The 24,814-nt window shown below is 59.3% G+C and carries 20 protein-coding genes; 12 read left to right on the top strand and 8 right to left on the bottom strand.

Annotated elements, in window-relative coordinates; translation table 11 throughout:
• The first annotated feature begins 159 nt into the window (after positions 1-159).
• Positions 160-522: a DUF3307 domain-containing protein gene (locus tag ACR0DJ_RS13720; protein WP_480685470.1), complete on the top strand. Its 363-nt coding sequence runs from the start codon at positions 160-162 to the stop codon at positions 520-522.
• On the opposite strand, the gene ACR0DJ_RS13715 is transcribed toward ACR0DJ_RS13720, so the two are convergent.
• The 7 genes from ACR0DJ_RS13715 to ACR0DJ_RS13685 all read right to left on the bottom strand — a co-directional run bounded on the left by ACR0DJ_RS13715 (position 477) and on the right by ACR0DJ_RS13685 (position 8,498).
• The gene (locus ACR0DJ_RS13715; RefSeq protein WP_480685316.1) at positions 477-1,259 is read right to left on the bottom strand and encodes a hypothetical protein; all 783 of its coding nucleotides are present in this window, start codon (positions 1,257-1,259) and stop codon (positions 477-479) included. The genes ACR0DJ_RS13720 and ACR0DJ_RS13715 overlap by 46 nt on opposite strands.
• Before the next feature lie 56 nt (positions 1,260-1,315).
• A complete protein-coding gene (locus ACR0DJ_RS13710; protein ID WP_171726643.1) occupies positions 1,316-2,620 on the bottom strand; it encodes an NAD(P)/FAD-dependent oxidoreductase in 1,305 nt (434 codons plus the stop codon).
• Positions 2,617-3,291 carry a TetR/AcrR family transcriptional regulator gene (locus ACR0DJ_RS13705; protein ID WP_480685315.1) on the bottom strand — a complete coding sequence of 225 codons (675 nt, stop codon included), beginning with the start codon at positions 3,289-3,291 and terminating at the stop codon, positions 2,617-2,619. Before ACR0DJ_RS13705 ends, ACR0DJ_RS13710 begins: the two co-directional genes overlap by 4 nt.
• Positions 3,292-4,836: a trimethylamine methyltransferase family protein gene (locus ACR0DJ_RS13700; RefSeq protein WP_480685314.1), complete on the bottom strand. Its 1,545-nt coding sequence runs from the start codon at positions 4,834-4,836 to the stop codon at positions 3,292-3,294. It abuts the gene before it with no gap.
• A gap of 2 nt (positions 4,837-4,838) precedes the next feature.
• The gene (locus ACR0DJ_RS13695) at positions 4,839-7,241 is read right to left on the bottom strand and encodes a GcvT family protein (RefSeq protein ID WP_480685313.1); all 2,403 of its coding nucleotides are present in this window, start codon (positions 7,239-7,241) and stop codon (positions 4,839-4,841) included.
• Positions 7,242-7,352: 111 nt separating this feature from the next.
• Complete coding sequence (locus ACR0DJ_RS13690; RefSeq protein WP_170344889.1) at positions 7,353-7,982, bottom strand: glutathione S-transferase family protein; 630 nt, start codon at positions 7,980-7,982, stop codon at positions 7,353-7,355.
• Positions 7,983-8,000: 18 nt separating this feature from the next.
• Positions 8,001-8,498, bottom strand: a complete 498-nt coding sequence (locus tag ACR0DJ_RS13685; RefSeq protein ID WP_368040345.1) for a class I SAM-dependent methyltransferase — start codon at positions 8,496-8,498, stop codon at positions 8,001-8,003.
• A 233-nt stretch (positions 8,499-8,731) separates the two neighbouring features.
• Here ACR0DJ_RS13685 and ACR0DJ_RS13680 point away from each other — a divergent pair, with 233 nt between their 5' ends.
• Genes ACR0DJ_RS13680 through ACR0DJ_RS13660 form a run of 5 tightly spaced genes read left to right on the top strand, consistent with a single transcriptional unit; the run spans position 8,732 to position 15,956 of the window.
• Complete coding sequence (locus ACR0DJ_RS13680) at positions 8,732-10,504, top strand: ABC transporter ATP-binding protein (protein WP_480685311.1); 1,773 nt, start codon at positions 8,732-8,734, stop codon at positions 10,502-10,504.
• Positions 10,497-12,410: an ABC transporter substrate-binding protein gene (locus ACR0DJ_RS13675; protein ID WP_480685309.1), complete on the top strand. Its 1,914-nt coding sequence runs from the start codon at positions 10,497-10,499 to the stop codon at positions 12,408-12,410. Before ACR0DJ_RS13680 ends, ACR0DJ_RS13675 begins: the two co-directional genes overlap by 8 nt.
• A gap of 14 nt (positions 12,411-12,424) precedes the next feature.
• Positions 12,425-13,453 carry an ABC transporter permease gene (locus ACR0DJ_RS13670; protein ID WP_152457137.1) on the top strand — a complete coding sequence of 343 codons (1,029 nt, stop codon included), beginning with the start codon at positions 12,425-12,427 and terminating at the stop codon, positions 13,451-13,453.
• Positions 13,450-14,604 carry an ABC transporter permease gene (locus ACR0DJ_RS13665; RefSeq protein WP_425079845.1) on the top strand — a complete coding sequence of 385 codons (1,155 nt, stop codon included), beginning with the start codon at positions 13,450-13,452 and terminating at the stop codon, positions 14,602-14,604. The genes ACR0DJ_RS13670 and ACR0DJ_RS13665 overlap by 4 nt, the downstream gene beginning before the upstream one ends.
• Positions 14,601-15,956 (top strand): CoA transferase, encoded by a 1,356-nt coding sequence (locus tag ACR0DJ_RS13660; protein ID WP_480685308.1) that lies wholly within the window; start codon positions 14,601-14,603, stop codon positions 15,954-15,956. The genes ACR0DJ_RS13665 and ACR0DJ_RS13660 overlap by 4 nt, the downstream gene beginning before the upstream one ends.
• 86 nt (positions 15,957-16,042) lie before the next feature.
• Here ACR0DJ_RS13660 and ACR0DJ_RS13655 read toward each other — a convergent pair whose 3' ends face one another.
• Positions 16,043-18,418 carry a mechanosensitive ion channel domain-containing protein gene (locus ACR0DJ_RS13655; RefSeq protein ID WP_480685307.1) on the bottom strand — a complete coding sequence of 792 codons (2,376 nt, stop codon included), beginning with the start codon at positions 18,416-18,418 and terminating at the stop codon, positions 16,043-16,045.
• A gap of 386 nt (positions 18,419-18,804) precedes the next feature.
• Between ACR0DJ_RS13655 and ACR0DJ_RS13650 the strand changes: the two genes are divergently transcribed.
• Genes ACR0DJ_RS13650 through ACR0DJ_RS13625 form a run of 6 tightly spaced genes read left to right on the top strand, consistent with a single transcriptional unit; the run spans position 18,805 to position 24,811 of the window.
• Complete coding sequence (locus ACR0DJ_RS13650) at positions 18,805-20,019, top strand: glycosyltransferase family protein (RefSeq protein ID WP_257600159.1); 1,215 nt, start codon at positions 18,805-18,807, stop codon at positions 20,017-20,019.
• A complete protein-coding gene (locus ACR0DJ_RS13645) occupies positions 20,016-21,263 on the top strand; it encodes a glycosyltransferase family 4 protein (protein ID WP_425079848.1) in 1,248 nt (415 codons plus the stop codon). The genes ACR0DJ_RS13650 and ACR0DJ_RS13645 overlap by 4 nt, the downstream gene beginning before the upstream one ends.
• Positions 21,263-22,339: a glycosyltransferase family 4 protein gene (locus tag ACR0DJ_RS13640; RefSeq protein ID WP_480685305.1), complete on the top strand. Its 1,077-nt coding sequence runs from the start codon at positions 21,263-21,265 to the stop codon at positions 22,337-22,339. Before ACR0DJ_RS13645 ends, ACR0DJ_RS13640 begins: the two co-directional genes overlap by 1 nt.
• Positions 22,336-22,920, top strand: a complete 585-nt coding sequence (locus tag ACR0DJ_RS13635) for a histidine phosphatase family protein (protein ID WP_480685304.1) — start codon at positions 22,336-22,338, stop codon at positions 22,918-22,920. Before ACR0DJ_RS13640 ends, ACR0DJ_RS13635 begins: the two co-directional genes overlap by 4 nt.
• Entirely contained in the window at positions 22,917-24,059 is a 1,143-nt protein-coding gene (locus tag ACR0DJ_RS13630) for a glycosyltransferase family protein (protein WP_480685303.1), read from the top strand. Before ACR0DJ_RS13635 ends, ACR0DJ_RS13630 begins: the two co-directional genes overlap by 4 nt.
• Complete coding sequence (locus ACR0DJ_RS13625) at positions 24,056-24,811, top strand: polysaccharide deacetylase family protein (RefSeq protein ID WP_480685302.1); 756 nt, start codon at positions 24,056-24,058, stop codon at positions 24,809-24,811. The genes ACR0DJ_RS13630 and ACR0DJ_RS13625 overlap by 4 nt, the downstream gene beginning before the upstream one ends.
• Positions 24,812-24,814 lie beyond the last annotated feature (3 nt).

The following is a 24,814-nucleotide window of genomic DNA, read 5'->3' as shown; positions in this document are numbered from 1 at the left end:
TACCATCCAGACAGGATAAGCAAATTTTTCCCTTTTGGAAAATTTCTTGACCGTATGTGAACTAGTTCATTTACGCGCGCCCGTTTTATTGCCTAATGTTGGCTTGAGAACGATATCGGGAGGGTTCTTTTGACTGCCAGTATTGGCGCAGTGTTTCTTATGCTTTGTCTTTTGCTGATCAAGCATATGTTCGCTGACTATTACCTCCAGACACCGAAGATGCTTTCCGGCCGGGGTGAGTATTTTCATTTGGGACGCGCGCAACATGCCGCTGTGCATGTTGTGGGTTCTGTCGTCGTTTTTTTGGTGTTCGGCGCGCCGCTGCCTTTTATTCTGATCGTCGCGGCGCTGGAATGGTTCATCCATTTCAATATCGATTTCGTCAAGGCCAGCTATTCAGACAAAAAGCGGCTTGAGCCAACGCAACCCGCGTTTTGGCGCGCCGCCGGTTTGGATCAGTTGATGCACAACCTGACTTATGTTGCGATGGTTTGGGCCTGGGTTACTTTCGCCGCCGCCTGACCGTGCCAGACCGCGTTTTCCGATACGGCTAGCTGATAGGCCCTTAGCCACATCCGATCCAATACATCAATCTCATCAGGGTCGAACCGGTGTTCAACTTCCCAATACCGGCCCGAAGCAACATAGTATCCAAGTTCATCTTCAATTTGCCGCACATTGTGCATGGCAGTTACATCGGGAAGCGGTACGGTCGTCAGGTCAGATATGTTGACGGACGGAAATACAAGCCGGCTTGGCGCGCTGGACAACCGCACGGTTCTGCACCCCTGTGCGGCTGCGTAAAGCCCCAGGCGGGCGGATTTCGCTTCAAGCGAACGCAGTGTCACGTCCTCTCGCAAAGGGTCCGCAGTGCCATTTCCGTAAAAATGTGTTCGTCCCGATCCTGAATACATCATGTCGCAGCCGGTAAAAGCCAGAACATCCGGCTTCAGGGCTGACAATGCCCAATAGCCTGCCGTGAAAGCCATCGTTCCGCCAGCATAGACGAACCCGCCATAGTCATTTTGTCTTGGGACGTATTCGTCGGCAGTGACTATGTGTTGAGTACCAAGAACTTTATCAGGGCGGCGCTCTGCCGGGAAGTCTTCGGGATGGATCAGGTAATCCCAGTCTTCTCGGATGCGCCATGCGTTGTTGATGGCGACGATATGTGTGAAAGGCGCGCGCGACCATGCCCGCGCCGCCAGCGCCGATGGGGCGCTGCCAAGGATCAATACGGTGGTCTTTGGGTCGGTCATAGTGGGGCCACGCTTGTTGACAGCCCCACATGACATAGACCTATTGCGAACCGCGGCTAGCCCAGAACCGAGAAACTGCTTTCCTCATTGATCGGGCGTTTGCGTGAGTAGAAACCCACGTCGATTGTCCGCTTGATGTATGGCAATTCAAACTGCAAAGGGTTCGCGTCGTGATCGGCGCCGTTTTCACAGTAATCGATCAGTGCCGCCATCATCTTGCCCGCAATCGGAGCATTCTTGTACTGGTTTCCACTGGAACCACAGGCCATGTAGAACCCCGGCAGGCTGGATTTGTCATAGATCGGAATCCAGTCGGTAGACGCATCATACAGGTCAACCACGCCCCGCGTTTTTGAAGGAATGCCAAGGCTGGGCACACGCTGCGCGTACCGCATGGCCTGTGTGGTCCATTGGTCGGTGAATTCCCGATTGTAGTTCACATCGTCCTCGCACCACTGATGCGGATCACATTCCGGGTCTTCCGATCCGACAAGGATGTGATTGCCGTGTTCCGGGCGGCAATAGCAGGCGATGTCACTGTCCGAAACGATGGTTCCGTCGTGTTCAAAATCGAACCCTTCGGGGGCGGGAACATGCACGACCTCCTGCCGCAAGGGCCGGGTTTTGATGGTCATATCGTCCAGAACGCCGGCCATCTTGTTGATGATCGACGAACCAGGTCCCGCAACATTGACAACGACCTTGGCGTGGATTTCCTCGCCCGAAGCCAGCTTGACGCCGGAAACGCGCCCGCCCTCGGTCAGGATCTCCGTGACTTCAGCGCCGGTTCGCACCTCGGCCCCGTGCAGCTTCGCAGCATCCATCAGGTTCTGCGCCGACAGGGCCGGGTCGGTGACATAGCCCGCCTGCGGCCAGTACACCCCGCCCGTCATTTTGCGCCCGTTGGGCTGGCCGAATTCCGGATCGTCCATGCGCCGCGCCGGGGCAAAGCTGTCCAGCGAATAGACCGGCAAGCGGTCCAGCACTTTTTCACCTGACCATTCCTCGAACGGGCAATCCAGCTCGGACGAATTGCGCATGTGCTTCTCCAGCATCCCGTTCGCCTCGGTCTTCATGACCAGACAGCCGGTTTCGCGGAACTGCGCAAGGTTGGCGTCTTGCGGCAAGCCAAGATACTCGGCCCAGTCGCGCCAGTAGTGGTAGCCTTCCCAGGCAAACGCGGTTCCATCGAATGTGGAATAATGCATCCGGATAATTGCGCAGGACCCCGCGGTAGAACCGTGCCCGACCTGAGAATTCCGGTCCAATGACAGGGTTTTCCAACCTGCCTTGGACATCTCGAACGCAATGGCCGCGCCGATCACGCCAGTACCGATGATGATTGCGTCTGGTTGGCTCATGTCTGGTTTCCTTTCCAAAAGCGCAGGGAATACGCGCTGAATTCTTCAACTTCCTCGGGTTTCGGCTCGACACCTGTGAAGGCGTAAAGGTAATGCGGCACCATCGACAGCCGCATCTCGATAGGTTCGTTCAATTGCGCCAGATCATAACCGATCTGCATGTAATACAGCACGCGCGCCCGGGTTTCGGCTTCGATCTCGGAATAGCCGTGGCGGGCGAACATGGCGTGCAGGGCTTCCAGCCTGCGGGCGTCCGACTGGTCCAGCATACGCCGCACCTTGCCTGACTTTCGCGCCCAGTCACGTACGGCAAAATCCAGCGCAGTATCGAACAGATCGGTGTTCACCACGCACCGATGAACGTTGCAGACGGCCGCTGTGATCGTCTTGGCCGGAGCTTCGGCCTGCGCGATCAAAGCGGCTGTGTTGGTGGCCTGCCAGCGGGCCAGCAGCGCATCCAGCAACTCTTGTCGGGATTTGAAGTACCAATAGAACGACGACCGCGATACTGCCATCCGTTCGGCCAGGTTCAGAACCTTGATCTGATCCACCCCGTCCGAAATCAGCACATCCATCGCCACGTTCAGCCAGTCGTCACGCGTGACCTTGATGTTGCCGATCAAGGGTTCGGCCTCGGGGTCATCGCGATGAAGGATCGGTTTCGTATTCATTCAACTCTCCGGCGGTGCCCCGCCCTCGGCGGTACGACGGGCAATGAAGTCATGTAAATCACCTATCCGATCATTGTCGACAGCGGGCGCCTGAAAGTCATTCAGAATGCCCTTCCAAACGTCCGTTGCCCGATGGTTTGCGTCCACCGACCCGCGCTCGGCCCATGTGCCGAAATTGGCGTAGTCATGGACATGCGGTTGATAGAATTCAGTGTTGTAGCGCTCCATCGTCTGGCTTGATGCAAAGAAATGGCCACTGGGTTCAACCTCACTCAATGCAGATTCAAACCCAATCTCGGACGGCCCCGCCTGCGCACCTGCGCACAGTTCGGCGACCATGTTCAGCACTTCCGCATCGCAGACCAGCTTTTCGAAGGAAACCGTCAACCCTCCTTCCAACCAGCCTGCGGAGTGGATGATCACCGTTGCCCCGGCCATCAGGCATCCCCAAAGGCCAAACTGGTTCTCGTTCGCGGCCTGCACGTCGTTGATGTTTGACGCCGATCCGGCAGCCGAACGCCAGGGCAAACCAAGATGCCGCGCCAGTTGACCGGCAGCCAGCGATGCCTGAAAGTGCGACGGCGTCCCAAAGGCGGGCGCGCCGGACTTCATGTCAACATTACTGGTGAACGTGCCATAGCAGACCGGAGCACCAGGATTGGCAAGTTGGGTCAAAGTCAGCGCGGCAAGGGCCTCGGCATGAGACAAGGTGATCGCCCCGGCCACGGTGATCGGTGCCATCGCGCCCATCAGGGTAAAGGGTGTGATGATCGACATCTGACCGTGGCGGGCAAAGTCGATCAGACCTTGCGCCATGGGGATATCCAACGTGCGCGGGCTGTTGGTGTTGATGATGGTGTAGCAGTGGGCATGGCCCCGGAACGCATCATCCGAAAGACCGCGGGCCGTGGTCAGCATCTCAAAGCAGTCCATCACCTGCGGGGTTCCACGCGAAAAGAAGAACGGAAACTTGTCCGTCAGTTCCATCTGCGCCCGAGTCGTGAAGTAATGACGCAGATGGGTCGGCACATCCTGCGGCTCGACCTGTGGCGAGATCATCTGGAACACGTCGAAATGATGGGTGAGCTTGAGGAACTCCAGATAATCCTGACCCGTCGCCGGGCGCCGACCGCGTTCAAGATCGGTGGCATTCGGGGCGCCGGCTCCGGGCTGGAAAACCAAAGAACCCAATTCCAGCGTGAAATCGCGACGCCGGGCACCGGCGCGACAGGCGATGGATTTGGGCGCTGACGCGACTGCGGCTTCAACCATCTCGCGCCCGATAAACACCATCTCACTGTCTTCATCCACCCGCGCGCCGCCCTGTTTGAACAGTTTCCGCGCCTCGGGAAGCAGGGTCTTTACCCCCAACTCTTCCAGAGTCCGCAACGCGGTGTCATGCATGTCCGCGATTTGGTCGGCCGGGAACACTTCCATCAATGGAAAAGGATTCCTGAGCTGGCGATAGTTCACATCGCGACCGGGCTGCGGGGCGGCTTCAGCCCCCCGCCCCCGCCGTCGGCGTCCGCGCTCCGCAGCAGTCATGATCAGCCTCGCATCGCTTTGCCCTGAGGATCATAAGGCGACGGCGCAATCACGCGCGCCGGACGTTCAACGCCCACCACATGGACGGACAGTTCCGTGCCCGGTTCCGCCTTGTCCCGATCGATCAGGGCCATCGCCAAAGACTTGCCGGTATAATGCCCGTAGCCGCCCGAGGTTACGAAGCCAACGCGCTCGCCATTGGCCCAGACCGGTTCGTATCCGCTGGCATCTGCATCCAGTGCATCAATTTCCAGTGTCGCCTGAATTTGCGCGGGGCCGTTGCCGTCACGTTCGGCAAGCGCGCCCGCCTTTCCAACAAAGTCCTTGTCCCAGTCGATCCAGCGATCCATTCCTGTCATGCCCGGTGTATAGGCCTGCGTGAACTCTGCCGACCAGATGCCAAAGCTCTTCTCGAGCCGTGTTGACAGCATCGCGTTGAAGCCGCATTCGCGGATACCTTCCCCGGCCCCCGCTTCCAGCAGGATGCGGCGCAGCTTGATGTGGTCGCCATAGCGGCAGTTGATCTCGTACCCTTTTTCTCCGGTCACCGACATGCGGGCGACGCGGGCGCGCACGAGGCCGATATCGAAATCGCCGCAGCCCATGAATTTCAAGCCCGAAATATCCTGTTCCGCCAGTTTTTCGACAACCGCCTGTGACTTCGGCCCGACCACGGCAAAGCCACAGTATTCCTCGCCCAGATCACGGATATTGACCCCATCCATCATGTGATCGTCGAACCAGCGCATATGCCAGGCCCGCAGATAATAGCTGCCCATGATCCACCAGGTCCCATCGCCCCAGTTGAGCACCGTCAGATCGCCCTTCAGGCGTCCGTCTTCACCCAGCATCGGGGCCAGTTTCGCACGACCCGGAGCGGGGAGCTTGGAGGCCATTACTTTATCCAGCCAGGCTTCCGCATTCGGACCGGAAACCTCGAACCGCGAAAAGCCCGAAATATCCAGCAAGCCCGCACCTTCGCGGATCACTTTGCATTCCTCGGCCACGATGTCATGCGCGTTCGAACGCTTGAGCGTCGGCGTTTCCTCGAACCCTTTCGGCGCGAAATAAAGCGGTACTTCAAGGTCCCAGCTCACGCCCCATTTGCACCCTGCTTCGGTCATCGCGTCATGCGCCGGTGCCATTTTCAGCGGCCTCCCGGCGGGCAGTTGCTCGTTCGGATAGGTCATTACGAAGCGGCGGGAATAGAACTGCCCCGTCGTCTCACGGATGTAGCGCTTGTTCTGGGCAAAGTCGCCATAGCGCGCCACATCCATAGGCCAGGCGTCGGCCTCGGGCTCGCCATGGATCATCCATTCGGCCAGCGTCTTGCCGACGCCGCCGCCTTGCAGGAACCCGGCCATCACCGCGCAGGCGGTCCAATAGCCGCGCTTGCCCGGCACCGGACCGACCAGAGGGTTGCCGTCGGGCGAGAAGGTGAACGCACCGTTCACCCATGTCTTGATACCCACGTTCTGGATCGCCGGATAGCGTTCGAAGCCCAGCGTCAGCTCGTTCTCGATGCGGTCCAGCTGTTCCTGGAACAGCTCCTCGCCATAGTTCCATGGCGCGCCGTCCATGGCCCAGTGCTCGTGATCGACCTCGTAGATGCCGACCAGCACGCCCTTCTGATCCTGCCGCATGTAGGTGAAGCCCTCAAGATCCACGGTCATCGGCATCTCGAAATCGGCCGCTGCGACCTCGGGCACCGTGTCGGTGATCAAATAGTGGTGCTTGAGCGGAGAGACCGGCAGTTCGACCCCCGCCATGCGCCCCACCTGCTTGGCCCACAGGCCGGCAGCGTTGACCACATGTTCGCAGGTGATCGTGCCCCTGTCGGTCACCACCTGCCAGCCATCCGCCGTCTGGATCAGTTCCTCGACCTTGGTTACCTCGTAGTATTCCGCCCCGCGCTTTTTCGCGGCGGTGGCATAGGCCTGCACGGTGCCCGTGGTGTCGATATACCCCTCGCGGTCGGCCCACATCGCGCCCAGAATGCCGTCGGTGGACATGATCGGGCAGCGTTTCTGCGCCTCTTCCGGGGACAGCAATTCACAATCGTCGATGCCGATGGACTGGAAGATGCGGTAATTGGCTTGCAACCACTCCCACCGTTCGGGGGTTCCCGCCAGCGTCAGACCACCGGTCATGTGCAGGCCGATATTCTGGCCCGATTCCTTTTCGATCTCGCTGAGCAGATCAATGGTATAGGCCTGCAAAGACGCCATGTTCGGATCGGCATTCAAAGCATGAATGCCCCCCGCCGCGTGCCAGGATGACCCAGACGCCAGCCGCCGGCGTTCCAACATGACCACATCCGACCAGCCGAACTTGGCCAGGTGATACAGAACCGAGGCCCCGACAACGCCTCCTCCGATGACCACGACGCGATATTGGGATTTCATCCCGACCTCCCCTGAACAGATTCTGAGGAGACGCTAGTGGCACTGTTCACATCTGTCTAGACATTTCTGTACAGTACAAACCACACCGCAACCCGGCTCGGCTTGGCAGGTTTACAGGCTTGCGCTTGGTCGAGATTGAATGGCTTGAAACCACGCTAGGGTGGCGGCGTTGTCCTCCGGGATACGCATCTTGATGACGCGGGCGAAATCGACAAAAACGAAGGCCGAGATATCCGCCAAGGAAAATACATCACCGGCCACAAACCGGCTTTCCGTCAGCCGTGACTCCAGCATTTCAAAGAAGGATGCCACACGCTCGCGCCCGCGCTGCGCAAGTTCGGGGATCTGCGCATGATTGGAGGGACCCGGAATGGCGCGATCCTTGAAGGCGGGATGGCCGTTGCGCAAAGCCTCGGCAATCGGCGCCCCGCCCTGCTGTTCGACAATCGCGTTCCACATCAGGACCAGACCCTTTTCCTCGGGGGTTCGGCCCATCAAAGGCGGTTCAGGAAACTGCGCCTCAAGAAAAGCGGCAATGCCCAAGTTTTCCGTCAGAACGGTTCCGTCATCCGTTACCAGAACCGGTATCGTGGCCCGTGGGTTCACGGCGCGAAAGGCTTCGCTCAATTGTTCGCCTTTCGCAATCGAGACCTCACGGGTTGCGATATCCAACCCTTTTTCGGCAATGAACATCCGCGCGCGGCGCGGACTCGGAGCAGTGGAGCAGTCGTAAAAAATCATGCCGTTACCCCTTTTCGGTCAGCGGCGATAGATGAAACAGCGCCCTTCAACGGCGCCTTCGGGCAACGGCATCTCGGTCAGCCCCTCGAAATACATCCGATCACTCGAGACCATCAGCCCGCCCGGAGCAAGCAAAGGCTCGATGAGCGGAGATACAAACCGCGCGAATTTGTCATTCTTTTCGCGATTGTGCCCACCAAGATCCGCGTGGATCAGGCTGGCTGACGCGCCGAACCGTTCAACCGATGCAGGCAGGGTGTCCCGCACATCGCCCAGAATCACGCGATCTTCGGGCGGGGTCGAGTCGGGGTGCGAGGCCACCGCGCGTTCGAACACATAGACCGGGCGGCCATCCATGTGCTGCACAAGATGGTGATATGTACGCCCGTTGCCCAAACCCAATTCGAACACCGGACCCGCCATGCCCGCAGTGAGCCGGATTGCGTGATCCAGACAAGCGCGCTGTGACACCATGCGATCGATGAACAGATCCAGACGGCTTTGATTCTCGGACACCGGAAAATATCTCCTTGATACCAATCGAGAGCATAAATGCGCCCGATGCCGCCCTTGATGACAAAATCTCAAGACTTTGTGTAGCGACGAAGCCCATAGTTTCACGATTTCGCGACATTTCGGCCCAAGAACGGGTTTGACTAGACGGGCGGAACCGCGCGACACTGAACAAAAAATCACGGGGAGTTGAAGTAACCGATGTCATCGAACGGTCAAACGGGTGGAAAACCCGCATGAGCGCGTTGTTGTCCGTAAGAGACCTCAGTATCGGCTTTGGTACGGGCAATTCCGTGGTCACGAATGTGAACTTCGATGTCGAAGCGGGACAGACGCTGGCCCTGGTCGGTGAATCGGGATCGGGGAAAACAATCACCTGCCGCGCCGCCTTGCGCATTCTGCCCCGCACGGCGCAGATTCGAAGCGGAACGATTACCCTGAACGATTCCAAGGGCATGTGCGAGCTCACCACAGTGTCCGAACGTGAGTTGCGCGACATCCGCGGCAATCGGGTTTCAATGATCTTTCAGGAGCCCATGAGATCGCTGTCCCCGCTTCACAAGATCGGCAATCAGGTCAGCGAGGTTTTGTGGCTGCATCGTGGGCTGTCCGAGTCCGCGGCACGCAAAAAGGTCCTGACGCAGTTCGAACGCGTCGGTTTCCCAGATCCACAACGGGCCTATGACTCGTACCCTTTCGAGTTGTCCGGCGGTATGCGCCAACGTGCCATGATCGCCATGGCCATGGTGTCCAAACCCGAATTGCTGATCGCGGATGAGCCAACCACCGCTCTGGACGTGACCACGCAGGCGCAGGTTCTTGGCCTGATCAAGGAATTGCAGCGCGAAACCGGCATGGCGCTCATTCTGGTGACTCATGATCTGGGTGTCGTCGCCAACATGGCCGAGCAGGTCGTCGTCATGCACAAGGGACGTATCATGGAGGCCGGCCCCGCCGCCCCGATCCTGACCGCGCCCGCACACCCGTATACCAAGCAGCTGTTTGATGCCGCGCCGGAAATACCGGATCAGGATGCGGTGGGCATACCGATGCCCGACACGGATCTGATCCTTCAGATGAAGGATGTGTCCAAGACCTACACCATGCGATCCAGCAAAGGCTGGCAGTCCGACAAAGCAATCTATGCCTGCCGTGGAGTCGACCTGAATCTGGCGCGCGGCAAGACTTTGGCAATTGTCGGTGAAAGCGGATCGGGAAAGACGACGGCGGCCCGCATCGCGTTGGGGGCTGAATTGCCCGACCCCGGTGGTGAAGTCCTGTTTCGCACCGCCCCCGATGCCGACCCGATCACGGTGCACAACATGACCCGAGCCCAGCGCACGGCGTTTCAGCGCAAGGCGCAGATGGTGTTTCAGGACCCCTATAGTTCGCTCAGCCCCCGGATGCGCATCCAGGACGCCATGACCGAACCACTGGAAATCCACCGCATCGGCACAACAGCCGAACAGCGCGACAAAGCCGCCGAGATGTTGCAGCGCGTCGGCCTGACGGGTGATATGCTCAAACGCTATCCGCACGCGTTTTCCGGCGGGCAACGACAGCGCCTTTCCGTGGCCCGCGCCATGATGCTGGACCCGCAGTTGATCGTGTGCGACGAACCCACCTCGGCATTGGATGTATCTGTTCAGGAACAAATCCTGACCTTGCTGGAAAACCTGCAGGACAGCCTGAATCTGTCCTACCTGTTCATCTCACATGATCTGGCCGTTGTCGCACGGATCGCTGACGAAGTTGCCGTCATGCGGCGGGGTCTGATCGTCGAACAGGCACCGCCTGAAACTCTTTTCTACAATCCGCGCCACCCATACACCAAGGCGCTGATTGCCGCTCAACCCGAACCCGACATCAATCGCCCGATTGACCTGCAATTGGTTTCTCAGGGTGCCGGCGCGCCGGACAGTTGGGATGAAGCCTTTCGTTTCTCGGACACCGTGATACCCTCATTGGTGGAATTGGAACCGGGCCATAAGGTACGTTGCCATGTTTGATACCATTCGCCCTCTGCTGCTGGCTGCAATGCTGGCGTTTTCCGGGACCCTGTCCGCGGCGGCAGAGACAATCCCGACACCTCAGGAAAGCGCCTTCTGGAGCGCCGAGGTTGAAAGCGGCAATCTTCCGCCGGTGCAGGAGCGTTTGCCCAAGGACCCTCTGATCGTGGATCTGGCCGCAAAAGGAAGAGAATTCGGGAAACCGGGCGGTACTCTGCGCACCATGGTCACGCGATCCAAAGATATCCGGCAGATGGTTGTCTATGGTTATGCAAGGCTGGTCGGGTTCAACCAGGATTACGAACTGGTACCCGACCTGCTGGCCTCGTATGAAAACGAGGGCAATCGCAAATTCACCCTGAAACTGCGTGAAGGGCACAAGTGGTCGGACGGCTCACCCTTTACCTCGGAAGACTTCCGCTATTGGTGGGAGGACGTCGCCAACAACGAGTTGCTCAGCCCGTCTGGCCCACCTGATTTTCTGATCGTCGAAGGCAAAGCCCCCAAGGTCACGTTTCCTGATGAGACCACAGTGATCTTCGAATGGGATGACCCCAACCCGGACTTCCTGCAATCTCTGGCACAAGCACGACCACCGTTTATCTACCGACCGGCCGCGTTTCTGAAACAGTATCACGAGAAATACGCGGACGCGGAAGAGCTTGCCTTTCAGGTTGAAGATGCCCGGGTCAAAAGCTGGGCGGCGCTGCACAACAAGCTGGATAATCTTTACAAATTCGACAACCACGAACTTCCCACGTTGCAGCCGTGGCTGAACGCCAGCTCGGGCAAGAAAATCCGTCACAACTTTGTGCGCAACCCCTATTATCACCGCATCGACAGCAAGGGGGTGCAGCTTCCCTATATTGACGTGGTCGAGATGGAGATCGTCGCCCCCGGTCTTGTTGCCGCCAAGACCAACGCCGGTGAAAGCGATCTGCAAGGCCGTGGCCTTGCCTTCCGAGACGCGTCGATCCTGAAGAAAGGCGAAGCACAAGGCGGATACAAAACGCTGCTGTGGAAAACCGGCGTGGCCTCGCAGATCGCGATCTACCCGAACCTGAACTTCTCTGATGACGTCTGGCGCGATGTACTGAGGGACGTTCGCGTGCGGCGCGCCTTGTCGCTGGCCATCGACCGGCAGACCATCAATCAGGCCCTATATTTCAAACTCGCACACCCTGCCGCGAACTCGGTTCTTCCCGCCTCGCCCTTCTACAGTGAAGAAAACGCCGCGGCCTGGGCGCAATACGATATCGATCAGGCCAATGCGCTTTTGGATGAGGCTGGTCTGGATCAGCGCGACAAAAACGGCATTCGCCTGTTGCCTGACGGCCGTCCGATGGAGCTGGTGATCGAAACCGCAGGCGAGCGGCAGGAGGTCGAAAACGCCCTTCAGATCGTAACCGACACCTGGCGCGATATTGGGGTCAAACTGGTCATGCGCCCGCTGGACAGGGACATCCTGCGCAACCGCGTGTTCGCGGGCAACTCAATGGCGTCCGTCTGGTACGGTTGGGATGACGGCATTCCGCAGGCGCACACGTCCCCGGCTTATCTGGCCCCGACTGACCAGGTGTTCCTGGCCTGGCCAAAATGGGGGCAATACTACCAGACCGGTGGCGAAGCGGGTGAGGCCCCCGACATGCCAGAGGCGCAGCGCCTGATGGAATTGGCGCATGAATGGCAAATCGCCACGACCGATGAAGAACGCGCAACTGTCTGGAGCGAAATGTTGAACATCCACGCCGATCAGGTCTATGCCATAGGCATCCTGAACGGTGCTCCCCAGCCCATTGTGGTGTCAAACCGTCTGCGCAATGTTCCGGAACAAGCTATGTGGGCCTGGGAACCCGGTGCACATTTCGGCATTCACCGGCCGGACGAATTCTTTTTCGCCGACTGAGCAGGAGCAGCTAAATGATCATGCTGCGCTACGTGGTGTATCGCTTTTTCACGATGCTGCTGACTTTGTTGGTGGTCTCGGTTCTGGTTTTCGTAATCATCAACCTTCCGCCCGGCGACTATCTGAGCAACCAGATCGCCGAACTTCAGGCCTCGGGCCAGTCGGCGGGTGTCGCAAAGGCAGAGTTCCTGCGCGCTGAATATGCGCTGGATCGCCCCATGTGGGAACAATACCTGATCTGGATGGGTTTCTGGCCCGGACCGCACGGGTTTTCGGGGTTGATCCAGGGCAATTATGGCTGGTCTTTTGAATTCGACCGCCCCGTTTCCGAAATCGTAGGTGACACGCTTTGGTTGACGGTTGTGGTCAATCTGGCTGCGATCCTGTTTGTCTATGCCGTGGCACTACCATTGGGCGTTATCGCCGCCGCGCGGTCCCGGACATGGATCGATTATACCTCGGCCTTCGTGGGGTATCTGGGGCTGGCAACGCCGAACTTTTTGCTGGCGCTGATCCTGTTCTACTACGGCCACCAGTATTTCAACCTGCCGATCGGGGGCTTGATGGATCCAAGTTTCGAAGGCCAGCCGATGAGTTGGGAGAAATTGAAATCCATCCTCATCCACCTGATCGTACCGACCTTCGTCATCGGCACTTCAGGCGCGTCGGCGATGATGCAGCGTCTGCGCGCGAACATGCTGGACGAGTTGGGCAAACCCTACGTGGAAACCGCCATCGCGAAGGGCATGGCCCCGTCACGGATGCTGACCAAGTATCCGCTGCGGGTGGCCTTCAACCCCTTTGTCGCCGATATCGGCAACCTGCTGCCGTCGATGGTGTCCGGCTCGGTTCTGGTATCGGTCGTTCTGGGGTTGCAAACCATCGGCCCTACATTGCTGACTGCTTTGAAGACGCAGGATCAGTTCCTGTCCGCGTTCATCCTGATGTTCGTCGCCCTGCTGACGCTGATCGGCACGATGATTTCGGATATCCTGCTGGTGATGCTGGATCCGCGCATTCGGTATGAGGGGCGCGAAGCATGACTAACCGCCCTGACAACCGCTACGTCGATGATGCGCCGTTTGATCCGCAGGCCTCGATTCAGCAACTGGAACGCGCCGATCTGGATGCCCCCAACTGGGTTCTGGTCTGGCGCAAGTTCAAAACCCACAAGCTGGGCCTGATCTCGGGCGTCTTCCTGCTGTTTTGTTATCTTATGCTGCCCTTTGCGGGGTTTGTTGCGCCTTACGGGCCAAATGACCGAAACGGAGAGCACCTGTACGCGCCGCCACAATCGGTAAACTGGTTCCATGAGGGCGAATTCATCGGCCCACATGTCTATCCGATCGTCGCCGAAGCGGACCTTGAAACCTTCCAATGGAAGTTCGTCCCCGACACGGAAGACCCGCGCCCGATCCGGTTCTTCTGCGAAGGCTCTGAATACAAGCTGGCCGGTCTCATACCGTCGGACACACACCTGTTCTGCCCGCCGGAAGGAACCACGCTGTTCCTGTGGGGATCCGACCGGCTGGGCCGAGACATCTTCAGCCGTATTCTCTATGGCGCGCAGTTATCTCTGACGGTGGGTCTGATCGGTATCTCGGTGTCCTTCTTTCTTGGCATCCTGTTCGGTTCGATGGCCGGCTATTTCGGCGGGCGTATCGACTGGACCATCAACCGTGTCATCGAAATCCTGCGTTCGTTGCCGGAACTGCCGCTGTGGCTGGCCCTTTCTGCCGCCGTACCTTCGAACTGGAGCCCGGTCGCGGTGTTCTTCATCATTTCGATCATTCTGGGCATCCTTGACTGGCCGGGCCTGGCGCGCTCGGTTCGCGCGAAATTCCTGTCTTTGCGGGAAGAGGAATACGTCAGAGCCGCCGAGATGATGGGCGCAAGTTCGGGCCGTGTGATCCGCAAGCACCTGCTGCCCAACTTCATGTCGCACCTGATTGCATCGGCCACATTGTCGATCCCAGCCATGATCCTGGGGGAAACGGCGCTCAGCTTTCTTGGCCTCGGCCTGCGCGCACCTGCGGTCAGTTGGGGCGTGATGCTGAATGACGCGCAGAACCTCGCTTCGATCGAGATCTATCCCTGGACGGCAATCCCGATGCTGCCGATCATTGTCGTGGTGTTGGCGTTCAACTTCCTTGGTGACGGGCTGCGCGACAGTCTCGACCCCTATCAGCAATGAGTCTTCTGGCCACGCTTCCCGCTGCTGACAGCTATCACAGGGTCGGTGCCGGCGTTCTGCCAAGCGCCTTCGCCGTTTCCGAACTGGCCACCGCCAGTTTCGCAGCCGTGGGGCGGGAAATGGCCCGGTTGATCCAGGCTCTCAACCTGTCTCCGAAGACACCTGAGGTCACAATCGATCACCGGCTGGCATCTCTGTGGTTCGGCTATTCCTTCAAGCCGGATGGTTGGGACATGCCCAGTTTGTGGGACCCGGTCGCGGGCGATTACAAAGCCGCGGATGGCTGGATCAGGCTGCACACAAACCTGCCCCGCCATCGCTCTGCCGCGTTGAAAGTCCTTGGTACCCGGCCAGAGCGTGAAGCCGTGGCAAAAGCCGTCAGGTCTTGGGCAATCTCGGATCTGGAAACGGCGGTTGTTGCCGAAGGTGGGGTGGCCGCTGCCATGCGCAGCCGAGTGGAATGGCTTGATCATCCGCAAGGCCGCGCCGTGTCGCGTGACCCCTTGATCGGATGGCAGGGACCGCGCTATGTCAATTTGCGCGACAGACCTCGAGCTACCGCTGATCGGCCTCTGGCAGGGTTGCGGGTGCTGGATCTGACGCGCGTTCTGGCCGGTCCGGTTTCCACGCGAACACTTGCAGGGTTCGGAGCCGAGGTTTTGCGCATCGACCCACCTGGCTGGGATGAACCTGGGGTGATCCCTGACATCTCGCTGGGGAAACACTGCGCCTATCTTGACCTGAAATCCGAAACCGGCCTTGAACGTCTGCACGGGCTGTTGTCTCAGGCCGATGTGTTCGTACACGGGTATCGGCCCGGCGCGCTGGATGCACTGGGATTGACACGGGCCAAACGTGACAAGCTGGCTCCGAACCGGATCGAAGTCACGCTGGATGCCTATGGTTGGCAAGGTCCATGGTCGACCCGGCGCGGGTTTGACAGCCTTGTCCAGATGAGCGCGGGTATCGCCCATGCCGGGATGGGTTGGGCGAACGCGGACAAGCCGACCCCGTTGCCGGTTCAGGCTCTGGACCACGCAACGGGCTACCTGATGGCTGCTGCCGTCCTGTCCGCACTGGCCGAGGCCGCATCGGGCAATTCCATCATGCACGCACATCTCTCTCTGGCGCGTACCGCCGAACTTCTGGCCGTGCTCGGCAAGGACGACGCAGAATCCGCGCCCATCAGCCCGGCAACAACAGATTACGGCACGGCGACAGAGACTTCCGGCTGGGGGCCGGGCCATCGCCTCAACCCTGCGCTGAGGGTCGGCAAAGCGACGATGCGCTGGGATTTGCCTGCGTCGAAACTGGGCGCTTCGGACCCTGTCTGGCCACTCAACGCCAACTGACCATCCGCCGCGCGGGACGCGCGGCCGGGCCCAACGTTTTGGGTGGCGTCTCGTCAGAGACGCAGTCCAAAGCGACGGGAGCGCCCCTAACGATCATCGCCGCCTGGCCCGATATCGTCCAGATAATCCTCATCAATCGCCGCCTGCACCGCACCTGTCACGGCCTCACGTTGTTTGGGCGTCAGGTCATCGGCCTCTTTGCCATCCGCCAACCTCACGGTGACTTCGCGATGCGCGAATTTGATGCCTTCCCGCGCGAACAGCTCGCGAATTTCCTGATAGACCCTCTTGCGCACCAGCCACTGATCGCCCGGTTTGGTCATGAACTTGACCCGGATGATCATCGCTGAATCCTGCATTTCGATCACACCCTGAGACTTCAGCGGCTGTATGAAGTTTTCGCCGATCACAGGATCGCTCAGCAATTCCTGCCCCAGCTTCTTGATCAGCTTTCGCACCTTTTCCACGTCGGTGTCATAGGTCACGCGCAGCGGCAGTTTCATGATCACCCAGTCACGGGAATAGTTCGTCAGAACCTTGATTTCCCCAAAAGGAATCGTGTTCAGCGCGCCAAGATGGTGACGCAGCTGGAAGGACCGGACCGAGATTTTCTCGACCGTTCCCTTGACGTCTCCGATATCAATGTACTCACCCTTCCGAAAGGCATCATCCATCAGGAAAAACGCCCCTGAAAAGATGTCTCGCACCAGTGTTTGAGACCCGAAGCCAACGGCCAGACCAACCACACCGGCACCTGCAAACAACGGGCTGACATTGATACCAAGTTCCATGAGAACGATCAGCATGATCGTCACGACCACAACGGCCAGAATAGCGCCGCGGAACAATGGCAGCAGTGTCGCCAGACGGCTTTGGCCGCCTTCTCCGCCCTCATCGCCCAGTTCGGCCTCGGTGCCATCATCGACTTCTTCCGCTATTTTGCTGTCGATCCAGATCCGAAAGAAATGAAACAGAATATAGCCGATGAAGATGATGACCATCACGTCCAGCATGCGTGCAATCGGCAGGTCCTCGCTCCAGTCCGCATCGGGATACCAAATCACCACAAGGGCATAGGCACCGATCACAAAGGCCAGAATTCCAGCCACCCGGCGGGCCAGATCTTCATAGGTCAGAAGATACTGTTTGCGCTGTTCTGCCTCGGGCGTTTCCACGGGCTCGGCATCCGCTTCGGCAGCGGCGGTTTCTTCGTTTATCTCGTTGATCTTGCGTGAACGGTCAAAATACCGCTCTAGCACGTAGTTCATTGCACCATAGGCAACGACGACGGACATGAAGATCATATAGCTGCTTGCGATCAGCGGCAGCGGCGTGGGGTTCTCCAGTGCAAGATCAACCGCCAGACGGAACCAGCTGAACACGACATAGACGATCAGTGCAGGCGCCCAGCCGAAGGATACGAACCGCAACAACCAGGACACCTGATCCGGCGCTCTACCGCCACGGATTGCATTTGAAATGGCCCGGGCATTGAACAGGATCATCAGAATATTGCCCAAAGCGCCCACCATTGTCAGGCAGCCATAGACCATGGCGTAGACGTTGTAGTTCAGCCCGAAATCCGCAACCCAGGTCGAAAACAGAACAACCGTGATGTCATAGGTCGCGAGTGCCGAAGCCCACAGATACAGCCGCTTGGCGTCCCGGTCCGAGAACGGTGGCAGCCGGTATTGACTCAGGTAGGGTGACAAAACCATCCGCCACAGATCCGACACCGTGCGCGACAGGAAGAACGCCGTGAAGATCGCCGTGACCGTGAACTGGATCGAGATATCGTCTGCTTCGCCAAAAAACAGATATCCGACGATCAGGGCCATGAGCATGGCAAATATCGTCGCTCCGATACCCATCAGGAACCGGAACAGAAGGAAGGGCATCTTTTCACGGTAGCCCTGCGGTTCATCCTTGATCCGCGCAACAACCCAGCGGCGCGCGATGCGTTTTCCGTAAATCTCGATAGACAGCCAGCGCCCCAACAACAGGAAAAGGATGTTCCAGCCCAGAACTTCCACATAGGTCTGAATGCGACCGTCCGGGCTGGTCTGACGCAGGACATACTTCACTTCGAAAACCGAATACGGCAACGCCTCGAGCCGGGACTGCATGGACTCACGGAATTTCGAGAACCGCTCCTGCGCCTTCATCAGCTGCGATCCCTCACCCATGGGATTGTTCGAATCGCCCGCTGCATCATCCGCGCCCGCATCCGTGCTGCCGGCTGTTGTCACAACCTGCCCGGCGCTGTCGATGACGATCACACTTGCCCCGGCTTCACTGGCCGCGCGAATTGCCGCCGCCAAATCACTTTCTTGCGTGGCTTCAGACGAACTGCCCGAGCTATACCCCGGAATCAAGGACGACTGCGCTGAGACGCTGACCGGAAGTGCCAGAACAAAAGCCCAAAAAGCCAGAAATATTGCGGCCGGAAAGGTGTGTTTCATAGGGTTTTGCATCCAGTTTTTCCGATAGCGGTCAGATTACAGAAGCGTTTCAGGCAGTTCAAACACTCGGGCGCGCCCTGCTCAATATCGTGTTCCGGCGTGTTCTTGGCGCACCGCCTGATTCCGGATGTTTTCAATCTGGTCAAAATTGAATATGAACGGAGTTTGAAGGCCCTGCCCCTTTGCCAGTTCACCGGTTCTTTTGCGATCCCTCTCAAGCCTTGGTGCGACATGACGCGAAACCGTCAATATGCTGTTGCCAAATCGCAATGCTTGGAACATTTGCGGAAGAGCATTTCCTCCTTTGGCAAGCGTGACGGGGATATATACAGTAACGCTTGCAAACGCGCGGATTTCGAACCGGGATCAAGAAGACAGGCAACACGATGAGCCTAGGCAAAACCAATTCCAAACCGGGCCGCGCGCCGCGTATCCTGTTTTACAGTCACGACACGTTCGGACTGGGCCATCTTCGTCGGTCTCGGGCCTTGGCGGCCGCGATCACGCAGGCGGACCAAAGCGCGTCGGCGCTGATCCTGACGGGATCACCCGTGGCCGGACGGTTTACCTTTCCCCGTCGCGTTGATCACGTGCGCCTGCCCGGTGTCACCAAACGCGCAGACGGGTCTTATGCTGCACGCACGATCGGAATGGGCATCGAAGAAGTGACCGAATTGCGGTCGGGTCTGATTCAAACCGCTGTTCAGCAGTTCGACCCCGATGTTCTGATCGTCGACAAGGAACCGACGGGGTTCCGGGGTGAGCTGCTGCCGACACTGAAATACCTGCAAAAGAACTGCGGAACCAAAATGGTGCTTGGGCTGCGCGATGTTCTGGATGAACCCGAAGTCCTGGCCGCCGAGTGGGCGCGCAAGGAAGCCGTTGAAGCTACCGAACGGTTTTATCACGAAATCTGGGTTTACGGCTTGCAGTCGATTCATGACCCCACACAGGGGTTGCCGCTGAGCGCCGCGGCGCAGTCCCGCATCCACTGGACAGGATATCTGCGCCGCGATCTTGGTCCGGTCGGCGAGCCTCCGCAACAACCCTATATCCTGATCACGCCCGGCGGTGGCGGCGACGGCAAGGCGATGGTCAACCTTGTCCTGTCTGCATATGAAAAAGATCCGGATCTGTCGCCGCGCGCGGTTTTGGTCTACGGCCCCTTCCTGTCTGGCGAGTTGCGCGAAGATTTCGAAACCCGCGTTGCCGCATTGAACGGTCGCGTCACCGCCGTTGGTTTCGAATCCCAGATCGAAACACTGTTTGCAGGCGCCGAAGGCGTCGTCTGCATGGGCGGCTACAACACGTTCTGCGAGGTTCTGTCCTTTGACAAACGCGCCGTCATCGTCCCGCGCACCACGCCCCGTCTGGAACAGTGGATACGGGCCTCGCGTGCAGAAGGGCTGGGCCTTGTCCGAATGCTGGATGAAAACCGGGATGGCCTGACGCCCGAGGCGATGATCCGCGCCATTCGGGAACTGCCGCACCAGTCCCTGCCGTCCCAAGCCATCCAGAGCGGATTGCTGGACGGGCTGGACTATGTCACCGACCGCATCGAGAGCCTGCTGACCTGGGAACAGGAACGAGCCACCGGATGACCTCAGATTTTCCTAGATTGGCGGTTGTGGTCAAAGGCTGGCCACGACTGTCTGAAACGTTCATTGCGCAGGAACTTGTCGCCTTGCAGGATGTCGGGCATCATTTTGACATCTGGTCTTTGCGGCACCCGACCGACACGAAACGCCATCCTTTGCATGACCGTTTCACAGGGCAGGTCCGATACCTTCCCGAGTATCTTCATGACGAACCCAAACGGGTCTGGGCGGCACGGGCTTTGGCCCAAACGCTTCCCGGTTACGACAGGGCCTATCGGATCTGGCGTCAGGACTTGAAGCGCGACCCGACACCCAATCGCATCCGCCGGTTTGGGCAAGCCTGTGTTCTGGCCGCTGAATTGCCTGCCCGGACGCAAGGGTTGTACGCTCATTTCATGCACACGCCGTCTTCCGTTACCCGTTACGCCGCCATCATGCGCGGATTGCCGTGGAGTTTTTCGGCTCATGCCAAGGATATCTGGACGTCGCCGGATTGGGAAAAACGTGAAAAGCTGCAAGCCGCATCCTGCGGGGCCACGTTCGGCGCCACCTGCACGGCCATCGGAGCCGAGCATCTGCGCAGCCTGGCCGATGACCCCAAGCGCGTGGACCTGATCTATCACGGTTTGGACCTGTCTCGCTTTCCCAAGCCCCCAACGCGAAACCTGCGGGCTGCGGGCAGTCCTTTTCACATGATTTCCGTCGGGCGGCTGGTCGAGAAGAAAGGCTTCGATCGTCTGATCGCGGCCTTTGCATTGCTGCCCGATGACCTGAACTGGCACTGGACCCATATCGGCGGTGGCGCGTTGGGTGACGCTTTGCGGGCACAGGCGAACGCAGCCGGCATCGCGAACCGGATCACCTGGAAAGGGGCCTGCGACCAGCCCGAAGTCATCGAAGCGATGCGTGATGCCGACCTGTTCGTTCTGCCCAGCCGCATCGCGAAGGACGGAGACCGCGACGGGTTGCCGAATGTGTTGATGGAGGCCGCGTCTCAGCTGTTGCCAATCCTGTCGACTCCGGTCTCGGCGATCCCCGAGTTTATTGAAACCGGAACACATGGGGTTTTGTCCGATGACGACCCCTCTGCACTTGCAGAAGCCATGGAACGTTTGTCAGCCAATCCGCAGCAAGCGTCAAAGATGGCGCATGCGGCCTATGATCGCCTGATCGCCGAGTTCAGGATGGCCCCCGGCATCGCACGGCTGTCTGAACGCCTCAATTCCATGTGCATGGAAAACGCGTAATGGCGCGGGTCGCGTTTTATGCCCCGATGAAATCTCCTGACAGCCCGAAACCTTCGGGCGACCGTGAAATGGCCCGGAATCTTATGCAGGCGCTGACCGCCGAGGGTGATACGGTCGATCTGGCGTCCGACTTGCGCATCTATGACAAAAGCGGCGACGAAGACCTGCAACATGCCCTGAGGCGTGCGGCAGAAGAAGAAGCGAAACGACTTATTTCTGACATGCCATCAGATACCGGTCTGTGGGTGACCTACCACAACTATTACAAGGCACCTGACCTGCTGGGCCCTCGGGTTTGCAAGGCGCGTGGCATTCCCTATGTGCAGCTGGAAAGCACCCGCGCATCAAGCCGGTTAAGCGGGCCGTGGGCTGAGTTTGCCAGGGCTGCGCATCAGGCCTGCGATGCAGCGGATGTGATCTTTTATCACACGGCCAACGACCTGATCACTTTGGAGCGGGATCGTTTTGGCGATCAGGCTTTGGTCGAATTGCCTCCGTTCCTGCCAATGGCCGAATTGCCCCCCGCCGCCATCGGGGGCAAACCCATGCTGACCGTCGGCATGATGCGGCATGGGGACAAGCTGGCGTCCTATCAGATATTGTCCGAGACCCTGGCGCATTTGACCGGGGACTGGCACCTGAACATCGCAGGAGACGGCCCGGCGCGCAGGCAGGTTGAAGCCCTGATGGCACCATTCGGACAGCGGGTGCGTTTTCTGGGTCAGCTTGACCGAGAAGAACTGCAACGCGCCTATCAACAGTCATCTCTGCTTGCATGGCCCGGAGTGAATGAAGCTTACGGGATGATTTACCTTGAGGCGCAGGCCGCGGGATTGCCTGTCGTCGCGCAGGATCGGCCCGGTGTACGCGATGTTTTGTCCCCTGCGGCCTATCCGTCTGTCGAAAGCGGTGCCAGGGGATTTGCGGAAGGCATGCAGGCCCTTCTTTCGGATTCCATGCTGCGCCACTCTCTCGGCGCTGCGGCACGCAACTACGTGGCAGAGCGCCACCTGATGCCACAGGCGACCGAGCGCTTGTGGGCAACCCTCCGACCCCTGCTGAAGGACGCATCATGACCCGGCTTGCACTGCTCCGCCACGGGCACACCCATTGGAACCGCGCGGGACGGATCCAGGGGCGCAGCGACATACCGCTGGACGATGACGCCCGAGCCGAATTGGCGGGCTTTGGATTGCCGCAGGACTGGGCCAGGGCTGACATCTGGTCCAGCCCCCTGCACCGCGCCAGTGAGACGGCGCAAATCGTGACCGGTCGCGACCCGAACACCGCGGACGCGTTGACCGAGATGAACTGGGGCGATTGGGAAGGTCAGCGCGGGGTCGACCTGATCGCGGACACATCCAGCGGATATCGTCATATCGAGCAATGGGGTTGGGATTTCCGTCCACCAAACGGAGAAAGCCCGGCCGAGGTTCGGGACAGGCTTCGCCCCTGGATGTCCGCGCTGCGGCAGGATACGGTCGCGGTCTGCCATATCGGTATCATGCGGGTCATTCTGGCTTGGGCATGGGGTTGGAATTTCGAAGGACCTGCCCCCTTCAAGATCAAACGCAATCGGCTGTATATCGTCGACATGAAGACCATGACCGCCGACGCCGACCCCGTTCGCCTGATCAAATACGAGGCCCCGCAATGAAGGTGATGATCATCGTCACGCACCTGTTGGGCACCGGGCATCTCAGCCGGGCGCTGACATTGGGGCGGGCCTTTCGGGATGATGGCCACGACGTCATGGTCGTGACGGGTGGCATGCCAGCGCCGCAATTGGACAGCACGGGCATGACCCTGTTCGGCTTGCCGCCGCTCAGGTCGGACGGAACCAACTTCACCCGATTGCTGACCGACAGCGGCGACGAGGCTGACGCGGCCTATCACGCCACGCGCGAGGCCGCCCTGGTGCAGGCGGTGAACAGCTTCCAGCCGCAGATACTGATCACCGAGCTTTACCCCTTTGGTCGCCGATCACTGTCGGCCGAGTTCGATGCGGCCCTGAATGCGGCGATCGCGTTGCCTGAGCGTCCCGTCATTCTCGGATCGATCCGGGACATTCTGGCTCCGCCCTCCAAACCTGCCAAAGTCGAGCGCGCGGATGAAATCGTGTCCCGGTATTATGACGGCATTCTGGTTCATTCCACCGAAAGCGTTACGCCCCTGTCGGTCAGCTGGCCGGTGTCGGAGCGACTGGCCAAGCGACTTCACTACACTGGCTTTGTGGCGCCTGCATTGCCCCGACCGCACCCCGACGCGGCGGGTCAGAATGAAATCCTGGTCAGCGCTGGCGGCGGATCCGTTGGGCAACCGATCTTTCGCGCGGCCATCGAGGCCGCCCGAAAGATGCCCAACAGGCGCTGGCGCCTGCTGGTCGGTGGAACGGATGCGAAGGCGCGGATCGCGGAATTGTCCCGGATGGCCGAAGGTGCTTCGGTTGTTCTGGAACCTGTGCGGCCGGATTTCCGCCAGATGCTGCCCCTTGCAGCGGCATCGGTAAGCATGTGCGGCTACAACACTGCCATGGATATCCTTCAAAGTGGTACCGCCGCCGTGTTTGTGCCTTTCGACGACGGCAAAGAGGTGGAACAGGGGCTGCGCGGGCAGAGCCTGTCCGATCTGCCCGCAATCGAAGTTCTGGAAAGCAGAGCGTTGAGCGGGGCGGCATTGGCGCAGGCGGTGGAGCGTGTCGTGGCCGACGGCCCCCGTGTACAACAGGATTTCGGTTTTGACGGGGCCATCCAATCCGTTCACATCGCCAAGCGCCTGCTGGAGCAGCGTACATGAACCCCGACTGGCGCCCACTTGATATCGAGTTGAACCATTGGCGTGCCGAAAGCTTGCCCTTGCCTCTGTGGTGGCGCGATGATGATGCCATTGCGCCAACACCGCAATTGGACCGCCTTTCCGTGCTGGCCGACAAACTGGGCCTGCCCGTGCATCTGGCCGTCATCCCACGCGACGCGACGCCTGCGCTGGCGGAATACGTTGCCGGGCGCACGTCACTTGTTCCGGTCGTGCACGGGTGGGCGCATACAAACCATGCGCCCCGTGGTGAGAAGAAGGCCGAGTTTCGGCTCGACCGTCCGCTGGACGTGATGGTGACGGATGCGCAGGCCGGGATGGCGCGCCTTCGGTCCTTGTTTGGTGACAATGTGCGACAGATGTTCGTGCCCCCCTGGAATCGCATTGCGCCCGAGATGGCCAAACAGTTGCCAAAGCTGGGATACCGTATCCTGTCCACCGCAACGCCCCGCAAATCGCGTCTGGCCGCACCGGGGCTTGAGCAGATCAACACCCACCTTGACCCGATCGACTGGCGCGGGTCGCGCGGCTTGATCTCACCCGACGCCCTGATCGCACAGACTGTTGGTCTTCTGCGAGACCGACGCGAAGGCCGTTCAGACAACACGGAGCCCTTTGGCATATTGACCCATCATCTGGTCCATGACCAGGGCATCTGGGCCTTTACCGAGGCCCTGCTGAACAAATTGCTGAGCGGGCCTGCCACTGCTTGGATCGCGCCAAAGAACGAATGAGGA

The sequence above is a fragment of the Ruegeria sp. BF10 genome, assembly GCF_056538725.1.
The sequence above is the reverse complement of the archived record's forward strand: the minus strand, read 5'-3'. Positions and strand labels throughout refer to the sequence as shown.

Excerpts from the sequence above, each read along its gene's own strand:
- ACR0DJ_RS13705 (WP_480685315.1), bottom strand. The coding sequence starts at position 3,291 with ATGAATACGAAACCGATCCTTCATCGCGATGACCCCGAGGCCGAACCC.
- ACR0DJ_RS13645 (WP_425079848.1), top strand. The coding sequence starts at position 20,016 with ATGACCTCAGATTTTCCTAGATTGGCGGTTGTGGTCAAAGGCTGGCCA.
- ACR0DJ_RS13675 (WP_480685309.1), top strand. The coding sequence starts at position 10,497 with ATGTTTGATACCATTCGCCCTCTGCTGCTGGCTGCAATGCTGGCGTTT.
- ACR0DJ_RS13635 (WP_480685304.1), top strand. The coding sequence starts at position 22,336 with ATGACCCGGCTTGCACTGCTCCGCCACGGGCACACCCATTGGAACCGC.
- ACR0DJ_RS13660 (WP_480685308.1), top strand. The coding sequence starts at position 14,601 with ATGAGTCTTCTGGCCACGCTTCCCGCTGCTGACAGCTATCACAGGGTC.
- ACR0DJ_RS13655 (WP_480685307.1), bottom strand. The coding sequence starts at position 18,418 with ATGAAACACACCTTTCCGGCCGCAATATTTCTGGCTTTTTGGGCTTTT.
- ACR0DJ_RS13640 (WP_480685305.1), top strand. The coding sequence starts at position 21,263 with ATGGCGCGGGTCGCGTTTTATGCCCCGATGAAATCTCCTGACAGCCCG.
- ACR0DJ_RS13715 (WP_480685316.1), bottom strand. The coding sequence starts at position 1,259 with ATGACCGACCCAAAGACCACCGTATTGATCCTTGGCAGCGCCCCATCG.
- ACR0DJ_RS13625 (WP_480685302.1), top strand. The coding sequence starts at position 24,056 with ATGAACCCCGACTGGCGCCCACTTGATATCGAGTTGAACCATTGGCGT.
- ACR0DJ_RS13690 (WP_170344889.1), bottom strand. The coding sequence starts at position 7,982 with ATGATTTTTTACGACTGCTCCACTGCTCCGAGTCCGCGCCGCGCGCGG.
- ACR0DJ_RS13720 (WP_480685470.1), top strand. The coding sequence starts at position 160 with ATGCTTTGTCTTTTGCTGATCAAGCATATGTTCGCTGACTATTACCTC.
- ACR0DJ_RS13680 (WP_480685311.1), top strand. The coding sequence starts at position 8,732 with ATGAGCGCGTTGTTGTCCGTAAGAGACCTCAGTATCGGCTTTGGTACG.
- ACR0DJ_RS13700 (WP_480685314.1), bottom strand. The coding sequence starts at position 4,836 with ATGACTGCTGCGGAGCGCGGACGCCGACGGCGGGGGCGGGGGGCTGAA.
- ACR0DJ_RS13650 (WP_257600159.1), top strand. The coding sequence starts at position 18,805 with ATGAGCCTAGGCAAAACCAATTCCAAACCGGGCCGCGCGCCGCGTATC.
- ACR0DJ_RS13670 (WP_152457137.1), top strand. The coding sequence starts at position 12,425 with ATGATCATGCTGCGCTACGTGGTGTATCGCTTTTTCACGATGCTGCTG.
- ACR0DJ_RS13630 (WP_480685303.1), top strand. The coding sequence starts at position 22,917 with ATGAAGGTGATGATCATCGTCACGCACCTGTTGGGCACCGGGCATCTC.
- ACR0DJ_RS13665 (WP_425079845.1), top strand. The coding sequence starts at position 13,450 with ATGACTAACCGCCCTGACAACCGCTACGTCGATGATGCGCCGTTTGAT.
- ACR0DJ_RS13695 (WP_480685313.1), bottom strand. The coding sequence starts at position 7,241 with ATGAAATCCCAATATCGCGTCGTGGTCATCGGAGGAGGCGTTGTCGGG.
- ACR0DJ_RS13710 (WP_171726643.1), bottom strand. The coding sequence starts at position 2,620 with ATGAGCCAACCAGACGCAATCATCATCGGTACTGGCGTGATCGGCGCG.